The sequence below is a fragment of the Saccharothrix hoggarensis genome, from assembly GCF_052936025.1.
Genome location: NZ_CP193624.1, coordinates 3,861,190 through 3,875,036, shown reverse-complemented (window position 1 = coordinate 3,875,036; position 13,847 = coordinate 3,861,190). Strand labels below are relative to the sequence as shown.

The following is a 13,847-nucleotide window of genomic DNA, read 5'->3' as shown; positions in this document are numbered from 1 at the left end:
TAATTAGTGTGGCCGCATGACTGTGGTCCGGATGCACGAGTGGGACGCCGACACCCGGGTGGACGCGGCGGGGGACGGGCGGTTCACCGCCCACCTCACCGACCGGTGGAGCGGCACCGGCGGGCGGCCCAACGGCGGCTACCTCGTCGCGTTCTGCCTGCGGGCGCTCGGCGAGGTGCTGCCGCACCCGGACCCGCTCGTCGTCGGCGCCCACTACCTGCGGCCCGGCGTCGTCGGACCGGCCCAGGTCGACACCGAGGTGGTGCGGGCCGGTCGTCGGCTGTCCACCGGCGAGGCGCGGCTGCGCTGCGGTGACCGGGAGGTGTTGCGGGTCGTCGCGTCCTACGCGGACCTGGGCGCCGCGACCGGCCGCACCCACGTGCTGGGCGCGCCGCCCGACCTGCCGCCGCCCGACGAGTGCGGCGACGTCTACGGCGGGGCGCGGCTGCCCGACGTCACCGTCGCCGACCGCGTCGACCTGCGCGCGCCCGAACCCCACGGCTGGGCCACGGGCCGCCCCACCGGCACCCCGACCACCGAGTTCTGGATCAGGTTCGCCGACGGACGTCCCGCCGACACCGCGTCCCTGGCGTCGCTGGTGGACTCCGCGGCGCCCGCCGTCCTCGAACTCGGCGAGACCGACTCCGCCACGGTCGAGCTGACCGTCCACGTGCGGGCGCGCCCCGCGTCGGACTGGCTCGCCGCCCGCGTCACCACCCGGCACGTCCTCGGCGGTTTCCACGAGGAGGACGTGGAGCTGTGGGACACCTCGGGGCGGCTCGTGGCCCAATCCCGCCAGCTCGCGCTCCTGCCCACCCGATAATCGGCGGCCCCCGCGGTCCGGCCCCGATATCCTTGACCCCAAATGAACACGATGTCGCACGCTGACCTGCGCAAACGCCTGTCCGAACTGATGTCGCGGGACCAGCGGAGGCTGGAACGCAGGCTCGACGGCGCGCGCAAGGTCCGCGACGACCAGGCCCGCGCGGCGGTGCTCGCCGAGGTCGAGGCCGACGTCGAGGCCGCCGAGCTGCGCGTCGCGCTGCGCCGCGAGGCCGTGCCGAAGATCACCTACCCGGCGGAGCTGCCCGTCAGCGCCCGCAAGGACGACATCGCCGCGCTCATCCGCGACCACCAGGTCGTGATCGTCGCCGGCGAGACCGGGTCGGGCAAGACGACGCAGCTGCCCAAGATCTGCCTCGAACTCGGCCGCGGCGTGCGCGGCCAGATCGGCCACACCCAGCCCCGCCGGCTCGCCGCGCGGACCGTCGCCGAGCGCGTCGCGCACGAGCTGGGCACCGAGCTGGGCGGCGCGATCGGCTACAAGGTCCGGTTCACCGACCACTCCGGCGACGACACGCTGGTCAAGCTCATGACCGACGGCATCCTGCTGGCCGAGCTGCAGACCGACCGGATGCTGTCGCGCTACGACACGATCATCATCGACGAGGCCCACGAGCGCAGCCTCAACGTCGACTTCCTGCTCGGCTACCTCAAGCAGCTGTTGCCGAAGCGGCCGGACCTGAAGGTCGTCATCACCTCGGCGACCATCGACCCGCAGCGGTTCTCCCGCCACTTCGGCGACGCGCCGATCATCGAGGTCTCGGGCCGCACGTACCCGGTCGAGGTCCGCTACCGCCCCGTCGTGGACCCCGAGGACCCGGACGCCGACCCGGACCGCGACCAGACGCAGGCCATCTGCGACGCCGTCCGCGAGCTGCAGGCCGAAGGGCCCGGCGACGTGCTGGTGTTCCTGTCCGGCGAACGGGAGATCCGCGACACCGCCGACGCCCTCGCCGCGCTCGACCTGCGCGACACCGAGATCCTGCCGCTGTACGCGCGGCTGTCGTTCGGCGAGCAGCACCGGGTGTTCCAGCCGCACCGCGGGCGGCGGGTCGTGCTGGCCACCAACGTCGCCGAGACGTCGCTGACCGTGCCCGGCATCAAGTACGTCATCGACCCCGGCACCGCCCGGATCTCCCGCTACAGCCACCGCCTCAAGGTGCAGCGGCTGCCGATCGAACCGGTGTCGCAGGCGTCGGCCAACCAGCGCAAGGGCCGCTGCGGGCGCGTGTCCGAGGGCATCTGCGTGCGCCTGTACAGCGAGGACGACTTCGACGCGCGCCCCGAGTTCACCGACCCGGAGATCCTGCGCACCAACCTCGCGTCGGTGATCCTGCAGATGACGTCCATCGGGCTCGGCGACATCGCCGCGTTCCCGTTCATCGACCCGCCCGAGACCCGCAACGTCAACGACGGCGTGCAGCTGCTGCAGGAGCTCGGGGCGCTGCTGCCCGCCGAGCGGAAGCTCACCCCGCTGGGCCGCAAGCTCGCGCAGCTACCCGTCGACCCGCGCCTGGCGCGCATGGTCGTGGAGGCCGACCGCAACGGCTGCGTCCGCGAGGTCATGGTCATCGCCGCCGCCCTGTCCATCCAGGACCCCCGGGAACGGCCGTCGGACAAGCAGCAGGCCGCCGACGAGTTCCACGCCCGGTTCAAGGACCCCGAGTCGGACTTCACCGCGTTCCTCAACCTGTGGCAGCACGTGCGGGAGCAGCAGAAGGCGCTGTCGTCCAACCAGTTCCGCCGGATGTGCCGCAACGAGTTCCTCAACTACCTGCGCATCCGCGAGTGGCAGGACATCTACCAGCAACTGCGGCAGGTCGCGAAGACCCTCGGCGTGCACGTCAACGACCAGCCCGCCGAGCCGCGCAACGTGCACATCTCGCTGCTGTCCGGGCTGCTGTCCCACATCGGCGTCAAGGACGTCCCCAAGCGCGACCCGGGCAAGCGCGCCGCCACCGAGTACCTGGGCGCCCGCAACGCGAAGTTCGCGATCTTCCCCGGCTCGGCCCTGTTCCGCAAACCGCCCCAGTGGGTGATGGCCGCCGAACTCGTCGAGACGTCGCGGCTGTGGGGCCGCACCGTCGCGAAGATCGAACCCGAGTGGGCCGAGAACCTCGCCGGGCACCTCGTCAAGCGCACCTACAGCGAACCGCACTGGGAGGCCAAGCGCGGCTCCGTCGTCGCGCTGGAGAAGGTCACCCTGTACGGGGTGCCGATCGTGGCGGCCCGCAAGGTGAACTACGGGCGCATCGACCCCGAGCTGTCCCGCGAGCTGTTCCTCCGGCACGCCCTCGTGCAGGGCGAGTGGACCACCCACCACAAGTTCTTCCACCACAACCGGGCGCTGCTCGCCGAGGTCGAGGAGCTGGAGAACCGGGCCCGGCGGCGCGACATCGTCGTGGACGACGACACCCTCTACGACTTCTACGACCAGCGCGTGCCCGCCGACGTGGTGTCCGCGCGGCACTTCGACACCTGGTGGAAGAAGACCCGGCACACCCAGCCCGACCTGCTGACCTTCGACAAGGCGATGCTGGTCAACGAACGCGCCGCGGTCACCCCCGACGCCTACCCCGACGAGCTGCGCCGCGGCGGGCTGCGCCTGCCGCTGACCTACCGGTTCGAACCCGGCGCGCCCGTCGACGGCGTCACCGTCGACCTGCCGCTGCCCGCGCTCACCACCCTGCCCGACGACTCCCTGTCGTGGCAGGTGCCGGGCCTGCGCACCGACCTCGTCGTCGCCCTGATCCGGTCGCTGCCCAAGCCGCTGCGCCGCAACTTCGTGCCCGTGCCCGACGTCGCCGCCGCGGCCCTGTCCGGCATCAAGACCGACGAACCGCTCCTGCCCGCGCTGGAACGCGAACTGCGCGCGCTGACCGGCGTCGTCGTCGCCCGCGACCAGTGGCAGCTCGACCAGGTGCCCGAACACCTCAAGCTCACGTTCCGGATCGTCGACGAGAACGACCGCGAGCTCGCCCAGGGCAAGGACCTCGCCGCCCTCAAGCGCAAGCTCCAGGGGCAGCTGCGGGAAACGCTCGCCGCCGCCGCGAGCAACCTCGCCCGCACCGGCCTCACCACGTGGGACATCGGCGACCTGCCCCGGACCGTCGAGCGGCAGCGGTCCGGCATCGTCGTCACCGCCTACCCGGCCCTGGTCGACAAGGGCGACACCGTCGCCGTCGAGATCCTCGACACCCCCGGACGGCAACGCCAGGCCATGTGGCGCGGCACCCGCCGCCTGCTCCTGCTCAACACCCCGTCACCGGTCAAGACGCTGCAACGCGGCCTGAACAACGCCGAGAAGCTCGCGCTCACCCGCAACCCGCACGGCGGCGTCGCGCCCCTGCTCGCCGACTGCATCTCCGCCGCCGTCGACAAGCTCCTGCGCGACGCCGGCGGCCCCGTCTGGGACCAGGCCGCGTTCGCCAAGCTCACCGACCACGTCCGCCGCGGCCTCGGCGAGACCACGTTCGACGTCGTCCACAAGGTCCGCCGCGTCCTCGAAGCCGCCCAGGACGTCGAACTGCGCCTCAACGCCGTCCGCGGCCCCGTGTTCGAGGAATCCCTCGCCGACGTCCGCGCCCAGCTCGCCGGCCTCGTCCACAAGGGCTTCGTCACCGCCGCCGGCGCCGACCGGCTCCCCGACGTCCACCGCTACCTCCAGGGCATCGCCCGCAGGCTGGAGAAGCTGCCCGAGAACGTCCGCCGCGACCAGGAGTGGATGGACCGCGTCCACGCCGTCCACGGCGAGTACCGCGAACTGCTCGCCTCCCTGCCCGCCGACGAACCGCACGACGAGCTCGACGAGGTGCGGTGGATGATCGAGGAGCTGCGGCTGAGCTACTTCGCCCAGACCATCGGCACCCGCTACACCGTCTCCGACAAGCGGATCTTCAAAGCCCTCGACGCCGTGCCCCGCTGACGCCGCCCGGGGGTTCGTCCGGGGGGGGGGGCGTCCGCGGTCCAGGGCCGTCAGGACCGCCCGCCCGAACGGTGCAGGGTGATCGTCGTCCACGCGCCCACGTGGACGCGGTCGCCCGGCTCCAGCGGGCACGGCACGTTCGGCCGCAACGGCTCGTCCCCGCCGTTCACCGTCGTCCCGTTCGTCGACCCCAGGTCCACCACCGACCACCCGTCACCCGACGCCACCAGCACCGCGTGGTGGTGCGACACACCGGGGTCCTCCGGCGGACCCACCAGGTCCACGTCCGGGAAGGTCCCCCGCGACCGGCTCCGCCGCCCCACCGACGCCCGCCGGCCCGTCAACGCGAACCGGCGCGGCGGGCAGAACTCCGGGAACGCCATCGACCCCGCGTCCGGACCACCCTGCGCCACCACCCGGTCGAAGTACGCCCGATCGGCCTCCACCGTCACGTGCCACGACACCGGAGCCTCCCGCGCGGCGCCGGGCGGGGGAGCGGCGACCACCGGTTTCAGCGAATCGTGCCCGCACTCCTCGCAGAACCGGCCCACCCGCACCGCACCGCACGCCGCACACGACTCCTCCGCCGACGCCGACGCCGACGCCGGCCCGGACGAAGACGCCGACGGGGACGGGGACGGGGACGGCTCGGACGGCGTGCCCGCCGCGATCGGCGCGCCGCACACATCGCAGTAGTCGTCGGTGGCCGAACCGTGGCCCGCCGCGCACGTCGCCATCCCTAGTCCTTCCCGACCCGCCTGGTCACCGTCGACCGCGTGTCCAGCGTCATCTCGTCCGCGTCGGCCACCCGCGCCCGCAGCTTCACCGTCCCCGTCCGCGCGTCCCGCACCTCCACCACCCCGGCCAGCAGCTTCGCCGTCTCCGCGTTCCCCGACTCGTGCGCCAGCCGCACCGCCCGACCCAGCTTCGCCGTCGCCCGGCCCACGTCACCGGCCCGGCGCGCCTCCAACCCGTCCCGGATCGCGTCCGCCAGCTCCGCCTGACCCGTGTAGTGCGCCACCTCCGAGCTGATCCGCGTCGACAACGCCGCGTCGTCCGTCCACACCGCCAGCACCCGCCCCTGACCCAGCACCTCGCCCGCCGGCCCCACCAGGCTCACCCGCGACGCCAACATCCGCTCGCCGACGCCCGCCGGCCGCACCCGGACCCCCAGGTGGTAGTCCCGGCTCTCCCCGCCCGCCCACGCGCCCGTCGGGTAGTCGCCCGTCCGCGGCCCCGCCTCCGCCCGCCGGCCCGTCAGGTCCACCAACCCCGGCGCCGCCTGCTTCAGGAACCGCACCGACGCGCCCTCCGGCGTCCACAGGCGCAGCGACACGTCCGCCACCGCCTTGCCCATCGCCGTCGCCGCCATCGACCGGAAGTCGTCGGCCAACCCCGCCGGGTCCGCCACGATGTCCACCGTCCCCAGCAGCGCCTCCGAGATCCGACGCAGCTCCGAGACCTCCCAGTCCGTGCCCACGCCCCGGCAGTCGCACGTGAACCGGCCCGCCACCGCGTCCAGGTTCTCCTCCAGCTGCGCCGCAGACTCGTGCTGGTTCGCCCCGTCGGTCAACAGGATCGCGTGCCTCGGCCCGCCCTCGTGCCCCTCGAACAACGTCGCCGCCGCCACCAGCCACCGGCCCATCGCCGTGCCGCCGTCCGCGCGCAACCGGTGCACCGCCCGCTTCGCCTCGGCCCGCGTCCCCGGACCCGCCACCGCCAGCGACCCCGTCCGCGGGTACACCACCGTCGCCGTGTCCGTGCCCGCCACCACCGCGAACCGCACCCCGTCGCGCAGCGCCTCGACCGCCGCCACCGTCGCCTGCTTCGCCGCGGCCAGCTTCGTCGGCGGGTACCGCATCGACCCCGACGTGTCCACGATGATCACCTCGGCGGCGTCCGCCGACACCACCGGCCCCCCGTCACCCGTCGCGGTCACCGTCACGATCGCGTCGACGTCCGCGGCCCCCTCCGGCAGGTACTCGTTCTGGAACACCTCGACCGCGAACTCAAGCGCCATGCCCACCCCGCAGCTGCACGACGACCACCGTGATGTTGTCGTGCCCGCCCGCCTTCAACGCCACCTCGACCAGCTCCCGCGCCACCTCCACCGGCGTCACCCCCCGCGGCAGCACCGCGAGCAGGTCCTCCGGCTCCGGCACGTAGTTCCACAACCCGTCGCTGCACAGCACCAGCAGCCCCGGCGTCTCCACCGCGAACGTCACCGTCTGCGGCCCGCCGATCCCCGAGTCCGCGCCCAGCCACCGCGACAGCACGTGCGCGCGCCGGTCGGTCGACGCCTCCTCCTCGGTGAGCACGCCCTCCGCGACCAGCTGCGCCGCCCACGTGTCGTCCACCGTCAACCGCGCCGCGCCCGCCTCGGCCACCAGGTACGCGCGGCTGTCGCCCACCCAGCCCACCGTCGCCGAGCCGCCCGTCACCACCGCCGACACGTACGTGCACGACGGCGCGACCTCCGCCGCCTCCGGCCGCGCCAACCGGGCCACCGCCTCGTTCGCCGCCGCCACCGCGTCCGCCGTGGCCAGCTCGGCGTCCATCCCGGACTGCAACCCCGTCAGCAGCACGTCCACGGCCGTGTCCACCGCCAGCTGCGACGCCTGCTCCGCCCGCTCCGACGACGCCACCCCGTCGCACACCACCGCCGCGACACCGCGGCCGCGCACCCGGCCGAACGCCATCGAGTCCTCGTTGCGCTGCCGCCGCCTGCCCCGGTCGCTCACCCCCGCCACGCCCGGCAGCACGAACTCCACCCGGTCCCGTGCCGACGGCCGCGCCCGCCCGCACGCCTCGCAGAACCCCTCGGCGTCGAACTCCTCACCGCCGCACGCGCACATCGGCGGCCACTGCGCGCCCGGACCACCCACCGGTGTCCGCTGCACGCGCAGGTTCCGCCCGCACGCCTCGCAGAAGCGGTCCTTCGCCGACACCGGCGACGCGCACTCGGGACACGATTCCATCATCACACCAACGTCCTGGGCCGGACCGCGTTCGCGCGGTCGACGAGAGCGATGCGTTCCTCGGGGCTGTCCGCCAGCCGCGCCAACTGCCGGTAGCAGCGCTCCAGGCCCGACCGCAGACCCGACTCGGTCAGCTCGCACCCCAGCAGCCGCCCCGCGGGCCGCGACCCGTCACCGGGCAACGACTCCAACGCCACGCGCAACAGTTCCGCGGTCAACCCCGCCCGCCTCGCCACGTCCAACTCCAACCCCGACAGCCTCGCACCGGCCGCCACCACGTCCTCCAGCGCACCACCGGACCGCGCGCCACCGGCCACGACACCCGACCCCACCACGCCCGCGCGCAACTCCTTGTCGATCGTCGCCCCGCCCACCGGAACCCGCCCGATCTGCGCCCGCACCGCCGCCACCTGCGCCGCCACGTGGTGGATCGACGTGTCCGGCACGGAGTGCAGCACCGCCACCGCAGCCTCCCGCTCACCCGAGCCCACCAGCACCCGCGCCAACCCGAACGCCGCCGACACGTACGAGTGATCGGTGCGCCACACCGCCTCGTAACCGGCCGCCGCCGCGTCCGCGTCACCCAACGCCTCCGCGCACACCGCCGCCGCCAACTTCGGCGCCGCCTCGCCCGGCAGCACGTCGCACACCCGCTCGAACGCCGCCCGCGCGTCCACCGACCGGCCCGCCACCAACGCGGCCAGCCCCCGGTACCAGCCGGGCCGCCAGTCGTCCGGCGCGGGCAACCGCGGGTCGTCCGGGTCCGCCGGCGCCGCCAGCTCGTCCAACCCGGCGACCGCCTCGTCCACCCGGCCCGCCTCGATCAGCGCCCGCACCACCTGCAACCGCACCTCGACCGTCTGCACCGGGGCCGCCCGCAACGCCGCCACCACCTGGTCCGGGTCGCCCGTCGTGGCCGCCGTCGCCAGGAACCCCGCCGCCTCGTCCGACGTGTCCACCTGCGGCACCGGCAGCCCCGACGCCGCCGCCCGCACGTCCAACCCGCTCTCCGGCCCGAACGCCCGCCGCTCCGGCGTGAACTGCCGCGACACCCCCGGCCGCGGCACGCCGTCCTGCTCCGCCAACACCTCCCGCAGCACACCCGTGAGCTGGTCGGCCATCTCCTCCGCCGACCCGAACCGCTGCTCCGGGTCCGGGTTCGTGGCCCGCTGCAGGAACCGGTGGAACGAGCCGTGCCGGCGCAGCAGCGGCTGCTCGTCCGGGCCCGGCAGCGAATCCTTGTGCCGGCCGCGGAAGTCGAACGGGAAGCTCATCACCGCCAACGCCCGGCCCACCGTGTACAGGTCAGACGCCACCGACGGCCCCGCCGTGCCGATCTCCGGCGCCTGGTAGCCGATCGTGCCGTAGATCGGGGAGTGCCAGTCGTCCACCCGCCGCACCGCGCCCAGGTCGATCAGCTTCAGCTGCTCCTCGGTCTGGATCACGTTGTCCGGCTTGAAGTCGCAGTACAGCAGGCCGACGCCGTGCAGGTACCCCAACGCGGGCAGCACCTCCAGCGCGTAGGCGATCGCCTGCGGCACCGGCAACGACTCGCGTCCCGTGCCGCCCGCCCGCAACTGCTTGATCATGTCCTTGACCGACGTGCCGCCGACGTACTCCATCACGATGTAGTCGACGAGCTCGCCGGTCGCCCGGTCCTCGTGCCGCACGAAGTTGTGGATCTTGACGATGTTCGGGTGCTCCACCTCGGCCAGGAACCGCCGCTCCGCCATCGCCGCCGCCATCGCGTCCGCGTCGCCGGAGTCCAGCAGGCCCTTCAACACCACCCACCGGTCGCTGACCGCGTGGTCGGCCGCCAGGTAGATCCAGCCGAGGCCGCCGTGCGCCAGGCAGCCCAGCACCTCGTACTGGTCGTGCAGCACCTCACCCGGAGCCAGCTTCGGCGTGAACGAGTAGCGGTGCCCGCAGTGCGCGCAGAACCCCTCCACCCGGCCCGAGCGCCCGTCCCGACCGCGCCCGACCTCCTTGCCGCAACTGGAGCAGAACCGCTTCGCCTCCGGCACCTCCGGATCGGTCAGCACCGCCGTCTTCGGGTCGCGGTAGGGCACCCGCGGCACCTCCACCAGGCCCGCGCCCAACCTGCCCCGCCCGGACGACAGCGTCGACGCCGACGCCCGTCGCGACCGGCCGCCCGACGACGTCGCCGGCGACCACGCCGCCGTGCCCGGACCACTCGCGGGCCCCGTCGCCGACGGCTCGCCGCCCCGCGCGGTCGCGGAACCGGAAGCCACCCCGAGGTCGCCTCGGGGCGCGGCACGCGTGGCCGGCCCGGACCCGGCGTCGACCGAACCCCGACCCGCGACCCCCGCCGTCGAACGCACGGCCGGCCCGCTGACGGGCCCGGCGCCGGCGACAGACCTCGCGGCCTCTCCCGTGGCCGGTCCGGCCCCCGCCCCGGCGGCACGCCCGCCCGCCGCACGACCACCGGCCGCCGGCGCGCCCTCGGGCGGGGGAGCGGGCGCGGTCACGGCCAGGACCGGCGCCTCCAAGCCGCACACGTCGCAGAACCCGTCGTCGTCGATCGCCCCGCCGCAGCCGGCGCGCGGACACGTCCTCATCGGGCCTCCGTCCTCGCCAGCACCGCGCGCTGGTACCGCAGCACCGCCACCGTGCCCGCGTTCAGGTCGCACGGCACGCCCAGCAGCACGTTCCGCGCCTGCCGGTGCAGCGCCGCCAGCTCCGCGTCCTCGCCGAACCCGAGCCCGCCCGCCTTCGCCCGGTACGCCTCCAGCCGCCCGCGCAGCTCGGCCCGCCGGTCCAGCGACCCGGTCAGGTGCGCGAGCACGCCGCGCGCCCGTTCCAGCGCCACGACCACCGCCGATTCGACGGCCACGACGTCCGATTCCACCACGTCCGGAAAACGTCGCCGCAGCCCGTCGAGTGCCCCCGCGACGTCGGTGCCCGGCACGTCCGGGTGAATGCCCGCGATCGTGGCCACGACCTCCACCCGCACCCCGCGCGCCCGCGCCCGCACCGCCTCCACCTCGGCGACCCGGTCCGCCGCGACCGCCACCCGCGCCTCGAACGTCCGGTGCAGGTCGCCCACCTCGGCCACCCGCGCGGCGAGCCCGGCCACCGACGGGTCGGGCGTCAACGGGTCGGCCACCGCGCGGGCGTGCGCGGCCGCCACCTCCGCGCGCAGCCGCTCGACGGCGGGCGAGTCCAGCCCGGCCAGCCGCCCCGGCAACGGGTCCAGCAGCTCCAGCCGCCGCGCCCACGCCTCGCGCACCTCGGTCAACACCGCCATGACCTGCGCGTACTGCTCCTTCATCCGGTCCACGAGCACGCCGAGCGCGACCCGTTCGCCGACCACCGCGGGCCCGGTCAGGGTGCGCACCGGCACGGGCCGCTCGTCCAGCACCACGACCGGCTCCGTCACCAGGCGGGCCACCTCGTCGGGGCCGGGCGCCGCGTCCACCCGCGCCAGGACCTCCCGGTAGGCGTCGAACCACTGCCACAGCAGCACCATCGCCGGGCCGATCTCGCGCCACCGGTCACGGGTCGCGCCGGTCGTCGCGCCGCGCAGCAGCCCGTGGCCGGGGTGGTCGTCCATCGCGAGCAGCGCCTCGGCGATCCGCTCGCCCTCGGCCCGCAGGCGAGCCAGTTCCTCCCGCGCGAGCTCCCGCCGAGCCGCCTTCCCCCGAGCCGCCTTCCCCCGGGCCGGTTTCCCCTCGGCCGGTGTCCGCCGGGCCGAGTCCTCACGGGCCGCATCCCGTCGGGCGTCCACGTCAATCCCGGTACACGGCGGCGGGCGGAGCCGGGGGAGCGCCCAGCCACCGCCGGTGGATCGACGCCCACGTGCCGTCCGCCCGCAGCCGCTCCAGCAGCGCGTTGACGAACCGCACGAAGTCCTCGTCCGGCTTGCGGAACGCCATCCCGTACGGCTCGGCGGTGAACTGCGGGCCCACGACCTTCGTGTAGGGATCCTGGGCGGCGAACCCGGCGAGGATCGTGTCGTCGGTCGAGATCGCGTCCACCTGGCCCTGCTGGAGCATCACCAGGCAGTCCGTCCAGTTCGGCACGGACACCGCGATCGGCCCGGACGGCGCGTTGGCCACGTTCACCAGCGAACTCGACCCCTTGGTCGCGCACACCCGCTTGCCGCCCAGCGCGTCGATGCCCGTCACGTCGGAGTTCGACGGCACCAGCACCCGCTGCCCGGCGTGGTAGTAGACGGTCGAGAAGTTCACCTTCTGCCACCGGTCGCACGTCACCGTCATGGTGCGCACGACGATGTCCACGTCGCCGCGCTCCAACGCCGGGATGCGCTCCTCCGACGTCAGCACCTTGAACTGGATCGCGGCCGGGTCGCCGAGGATCGCCCGCGCCACCTCGCGGGCCATGTCGACGTCGAAGCCCTCCAGCTCGCCGGAGAACGGGTTGCGGAACCCCATCAGGTAGGTGTTCTGGTCCACGCCCGCGATCAGCCGGCCCCGCGCCTGCACGCGGGCCATGGTCGTCCCCGCGGGCATCTGCCCGGCCGGCGGCAACGGGCCCACGGGGCGCAGGCTCGCCGTCGGGTCGCACGACGCGGGCGGCACGGCGGCCGTGCTCGGCGGCTCGGTCAGCTCCACCACGTCCGCGGGCCTCGGCGCCACCGCCGAACCGCCCCCGATCGGCGGCGCGGCGCTCGGCACCGGCGCGCACGCGCCCAGCGCCACCGCCAACAGCGCCGTCACCAGCGGCAGTCGTGTCATCGGTACTCCTTCAGCCGCTGCCACAGGCCGAACGTCGACGCCGCCGCCGCGAGCAGCGCCAGCGCCACCACCGCCGGCACCACCCCGCGCAACGCGGCCCGCGCCCGGCCGATCGCGTCGGTCAGCTCCGCCCGCGCCGACCCGATGGCCTCCACCAGGTCCGACTCCAGCTCGCCGAACGCCGTGGCCGCGCCCGGACCCAGCGCCGCCCGCACCGCCGCCGCGTAGTCGCCCCGGTCGTCGGCCTCCCGGACCAGCCGGTGCGCCTGCCGCCACCGCTCGTGGTGGTCGGCCGACTCCGCCGACAGCGGCGTCCCCGCCAGGTCGCGGGCCCGGCCCAGCAGGTCGCCCAGCGCCCGGTCGGCGTCGACGTAGACCTTCTCGTACTCCGCGCCGCTGCCCCGCGCGACCAGCGTCAACGTCTCGCCGCCCCGCGCGGTCAGCGTCGCGATCCGCGCCTGCGCCAGCAGGTCGACCAACGTCGCCTCGTTCCGGCTGGCCGACGTGTTGTGGACGACCAGCAGGCTCGCCGTGAGCACCCACAGCAGCGACACCGCCGTCAACGCGGTCGCCACCACCAGACCCGGGTTGAACACCCGGTTCGTCCGGCGCGTCAGGTACCGCTGGGCGAACACCAGCGCCGCCAGCGCCACCGCGCCCAGCAGCAGCTCCAGCCACGGCAGCGACCCGGCGTCCTCCAGGTCGCGCACCACGTTCGCGGTCTCCACCCGGTACAGCTCGCGCGCGGCGGGCAGCATCCGCGAGTGCATCAGCGTGGACGCCTCCCGCAGGTACGCCGCGCCCACCGGGTTGCCCTGCCGGTTGTGCGCGCGGGCCGTCTCCACCAGGCCCGTGTACACCGGCAGGTGGCCCGACAGCGTCGACAGCGCCGGGGTCAGCTCGGGGGAGCGGGTGATCTCGCTGGTCGCCGCCGACAGCGCGGCCGCCGCCTTCGCCACGTCCGCCTCGTACCTCTGCCGCAGCGCCGCCGACTCGACACCACCCGACAGGAACGCGCCCGCCGCCGTGGCGTCGGCGTCGGCCATCGCCCGGTAGACCTCCTGGGCGGCGAACGCCAGCGGCTCGTTGCGGTCGCCCAACGCCTCCAGCGCCTGCGACCGGCGCTGCACCGACAGCGCGGTCACCGCGCCGACCAGCAGGCTCACCACGATCAGCAGCAGGGCGAGCAGGCTCAACCGGCCGGGGGTGCTGCGGGCGAGGCCGGTCACCCGCCGCACGGCAACGCGGTTCCGTTGAGCCTCGACCAGCACGACCGCCCCCTTTCCGAGGTGATCGGCGTCACTCGCCGCACCGTTAGCGTAGATCGAAATACGCCGAACGGGACGCGAACGGCCCGGAACGGGGACGCCGGGCGTGCCGCCG

9 protein-coding genes are annotated in these 13,847 nt (G+C 74.5%); 2 read left to right on the top strand and 7 right to left on the bottom strand.

Features of this window, described 5'->3' with window-relative positions; genetic code table 11:
• Positions 1–16: 16 nt before the first annotated feature.
• Both ACRAKH_RS17790 and hrpA read left to right on the top strand, forming a co-directional pair.
• The gene (locus tag ACRAKH_RS17790) at positions 17–823 is read left to right on the top strand and encodes a thioesterase family protein (RefSeq protein WP_380727118.1); all 807 of its coding nucleotides are present in this window, start codon (positions 17–19) and stop codon (positions 821–823) included.
• A 42-nt stretch (positions 824–865) separates the two neighbouring features.
• Complete coding sequence (gene hrpA / locus ACRAKH_RS17785; protein WP_380727116.1) at positions 866–4,768, top strand: ATP-dependent RNA helicase HrpA; 3,903 nt, start codon at positions 866–868, stop codon at positions 4,766–4,768.
• A 50-nt stretch (positions 4,769–4,818) separates the two neighbouring features.
• Here the strand turns inward: hrpA and ACRAKH_RS17780 are convergent, their stop codons facing one another.
• Genes ACRAKH_RS17780 through ACRAKH_RS17750 form a run of 7 tightly spaced genes read right to left on the bottom strand, consistent with a single transcriptional unit; the run spans position 4,819 to position 13,693 of the window.
• Entirely contained in the window at positions 4,819–5,505 is a 687-nt protein-coding gene (locus ACRAKH_RS17780) for an FHA domain-containing protein (protein WP_380727114.1), read from the bottom strand.
• A gap of 2 nt (positions 5,506–5,507) precedes the next feature.
• Complete coding sequence (locus tag ACRAKH_RS17775) at positions 5,508–6,788, bottom strand: vWA domain-containing protein (RefSeq protein WP_380727112.1); 1,281 nt, start codon at positions 6,786–6,788, stop codon at positions 5,508–5,510.
• Positions 6,778–7,746: a protein phosphatase 2C domain-containing protein gene (locus ACRAKH_RS17770; RefSeq protein WP_447009121.1), complete on the bottom strand. Its 969-nt coding sequence runs from the start codon at positions 7,744–7,746 to the stop codon at positions 6,778–6,780. Before ACRAKH_RS17770 ends, ACRAKH_RS17775 begins: the two co-directional genes overlap by 11 nt.
• 2 nt (positions 7,747–7,748) lie before the next feature.
• Positions 7,749–10,325: a tetratricopeptide repeat protein gene (locus ACRAKH_RS17765; protein ID WP_447009120.1), complete on the bottom strand. Its 2,577-nt coding sequence runs from the start codon at positions 10,323–10,325 to the stop codon at positions 7,749–7,751.
• Positions 10,322–11,494 (bottom strand): hypothetical protein, encoded by a 1,173-nt coding sequence (locus ACRAKH_RS17760; protein WP_447009119.1) that lies wholly within the window; start codon positions 11,492–11,494, stop codon positions 10,322–10,324. Before ACRAKH_RS17760 ends, ACRAKH_RS17765 begins: the two co-directional genes overlap by 4 nt.
• Position 11,495: 1 nt before the next feature.
• Positions 11,496–12,464 (bottom strand): glutamate ABC transporter substrate-binding protein, encoded by a 969-nt coding sequence (locus tag ACRAKH_RS17755; RefSeq protein WP_447009118.1) that lies wholly within the window; start codon positions 12,462–12,464, stop codon positions 11,496–11,498.
• A complete protein-coding gene (locus tag ACRAKH_RS17750) occupies positions 12,461–13,693 on the bottom strand; it encodes a hypothetical protein (RefSeq protein ID WP_447009117.1) in 1,233 nt (410 codons plus the stop codon). The genes ACRAKH_RS17755 and ACRAKH_RS17750 overlap by 4 nt, the downstream gene beginning before the upstream one ends.
• Positions 13,694–13,847: the final 154 nt, after the last annotated feature.

Bases quoted from the DNA above. Each gene is read 5' to 3' on its own strand.
- hrpA (WP_380727116.1), top strand. From the start codon at position 866: ATGAACACGATGTCGCACGCTGACCTGCGCAAACGCCTGTCCGAACTG.
- ACRAKH_RS17790 (WP_380727118.1), top strand. From the start codon at position 17: ATGACTGTGGTCCGGATGCACGAGTGGGACGCCGACACCCGGGTGGAC.
- ACRAKH_RS17775 (WP_380727112.1), bottom strand. From the start codon at position 6,788: ATGGCGCTTGAGTTCGCGGTCGAGGTGTTCCAGAACGAGTACCTGCCG.
- ACRAKH_RS17780 (WP_380727114.1), bottom strand. From the start codon at position 5,505: ATGGCGACGTGCGCGGCGGGCCACGGTTCGGCCACCGACGACTACTGC.
- ACRAKH_RS17755 (WP_447009118.1), bottom strand. From the start codon at position 12,464: ATGACACGACTGCCGCTGGTGACGGCGCTGTTGGCGGTGGCGCTGGGC.
- ACRAKH_RS17770 (WP_447009121.1), bottom strand. From the start codon at position 7,746: ATGGAATCGTGTCCCGAGTGCGCGTCGCCGGTGTCGGCGAAGGACCGC.
- ACRAKH_RS17765 (WP_447009120.1), bottom strand. From the start codon at position 10,325: ATGAGGACGTGTCCGCGCGCCGGCTGCGGCGGGGCGATCGACGACGAC.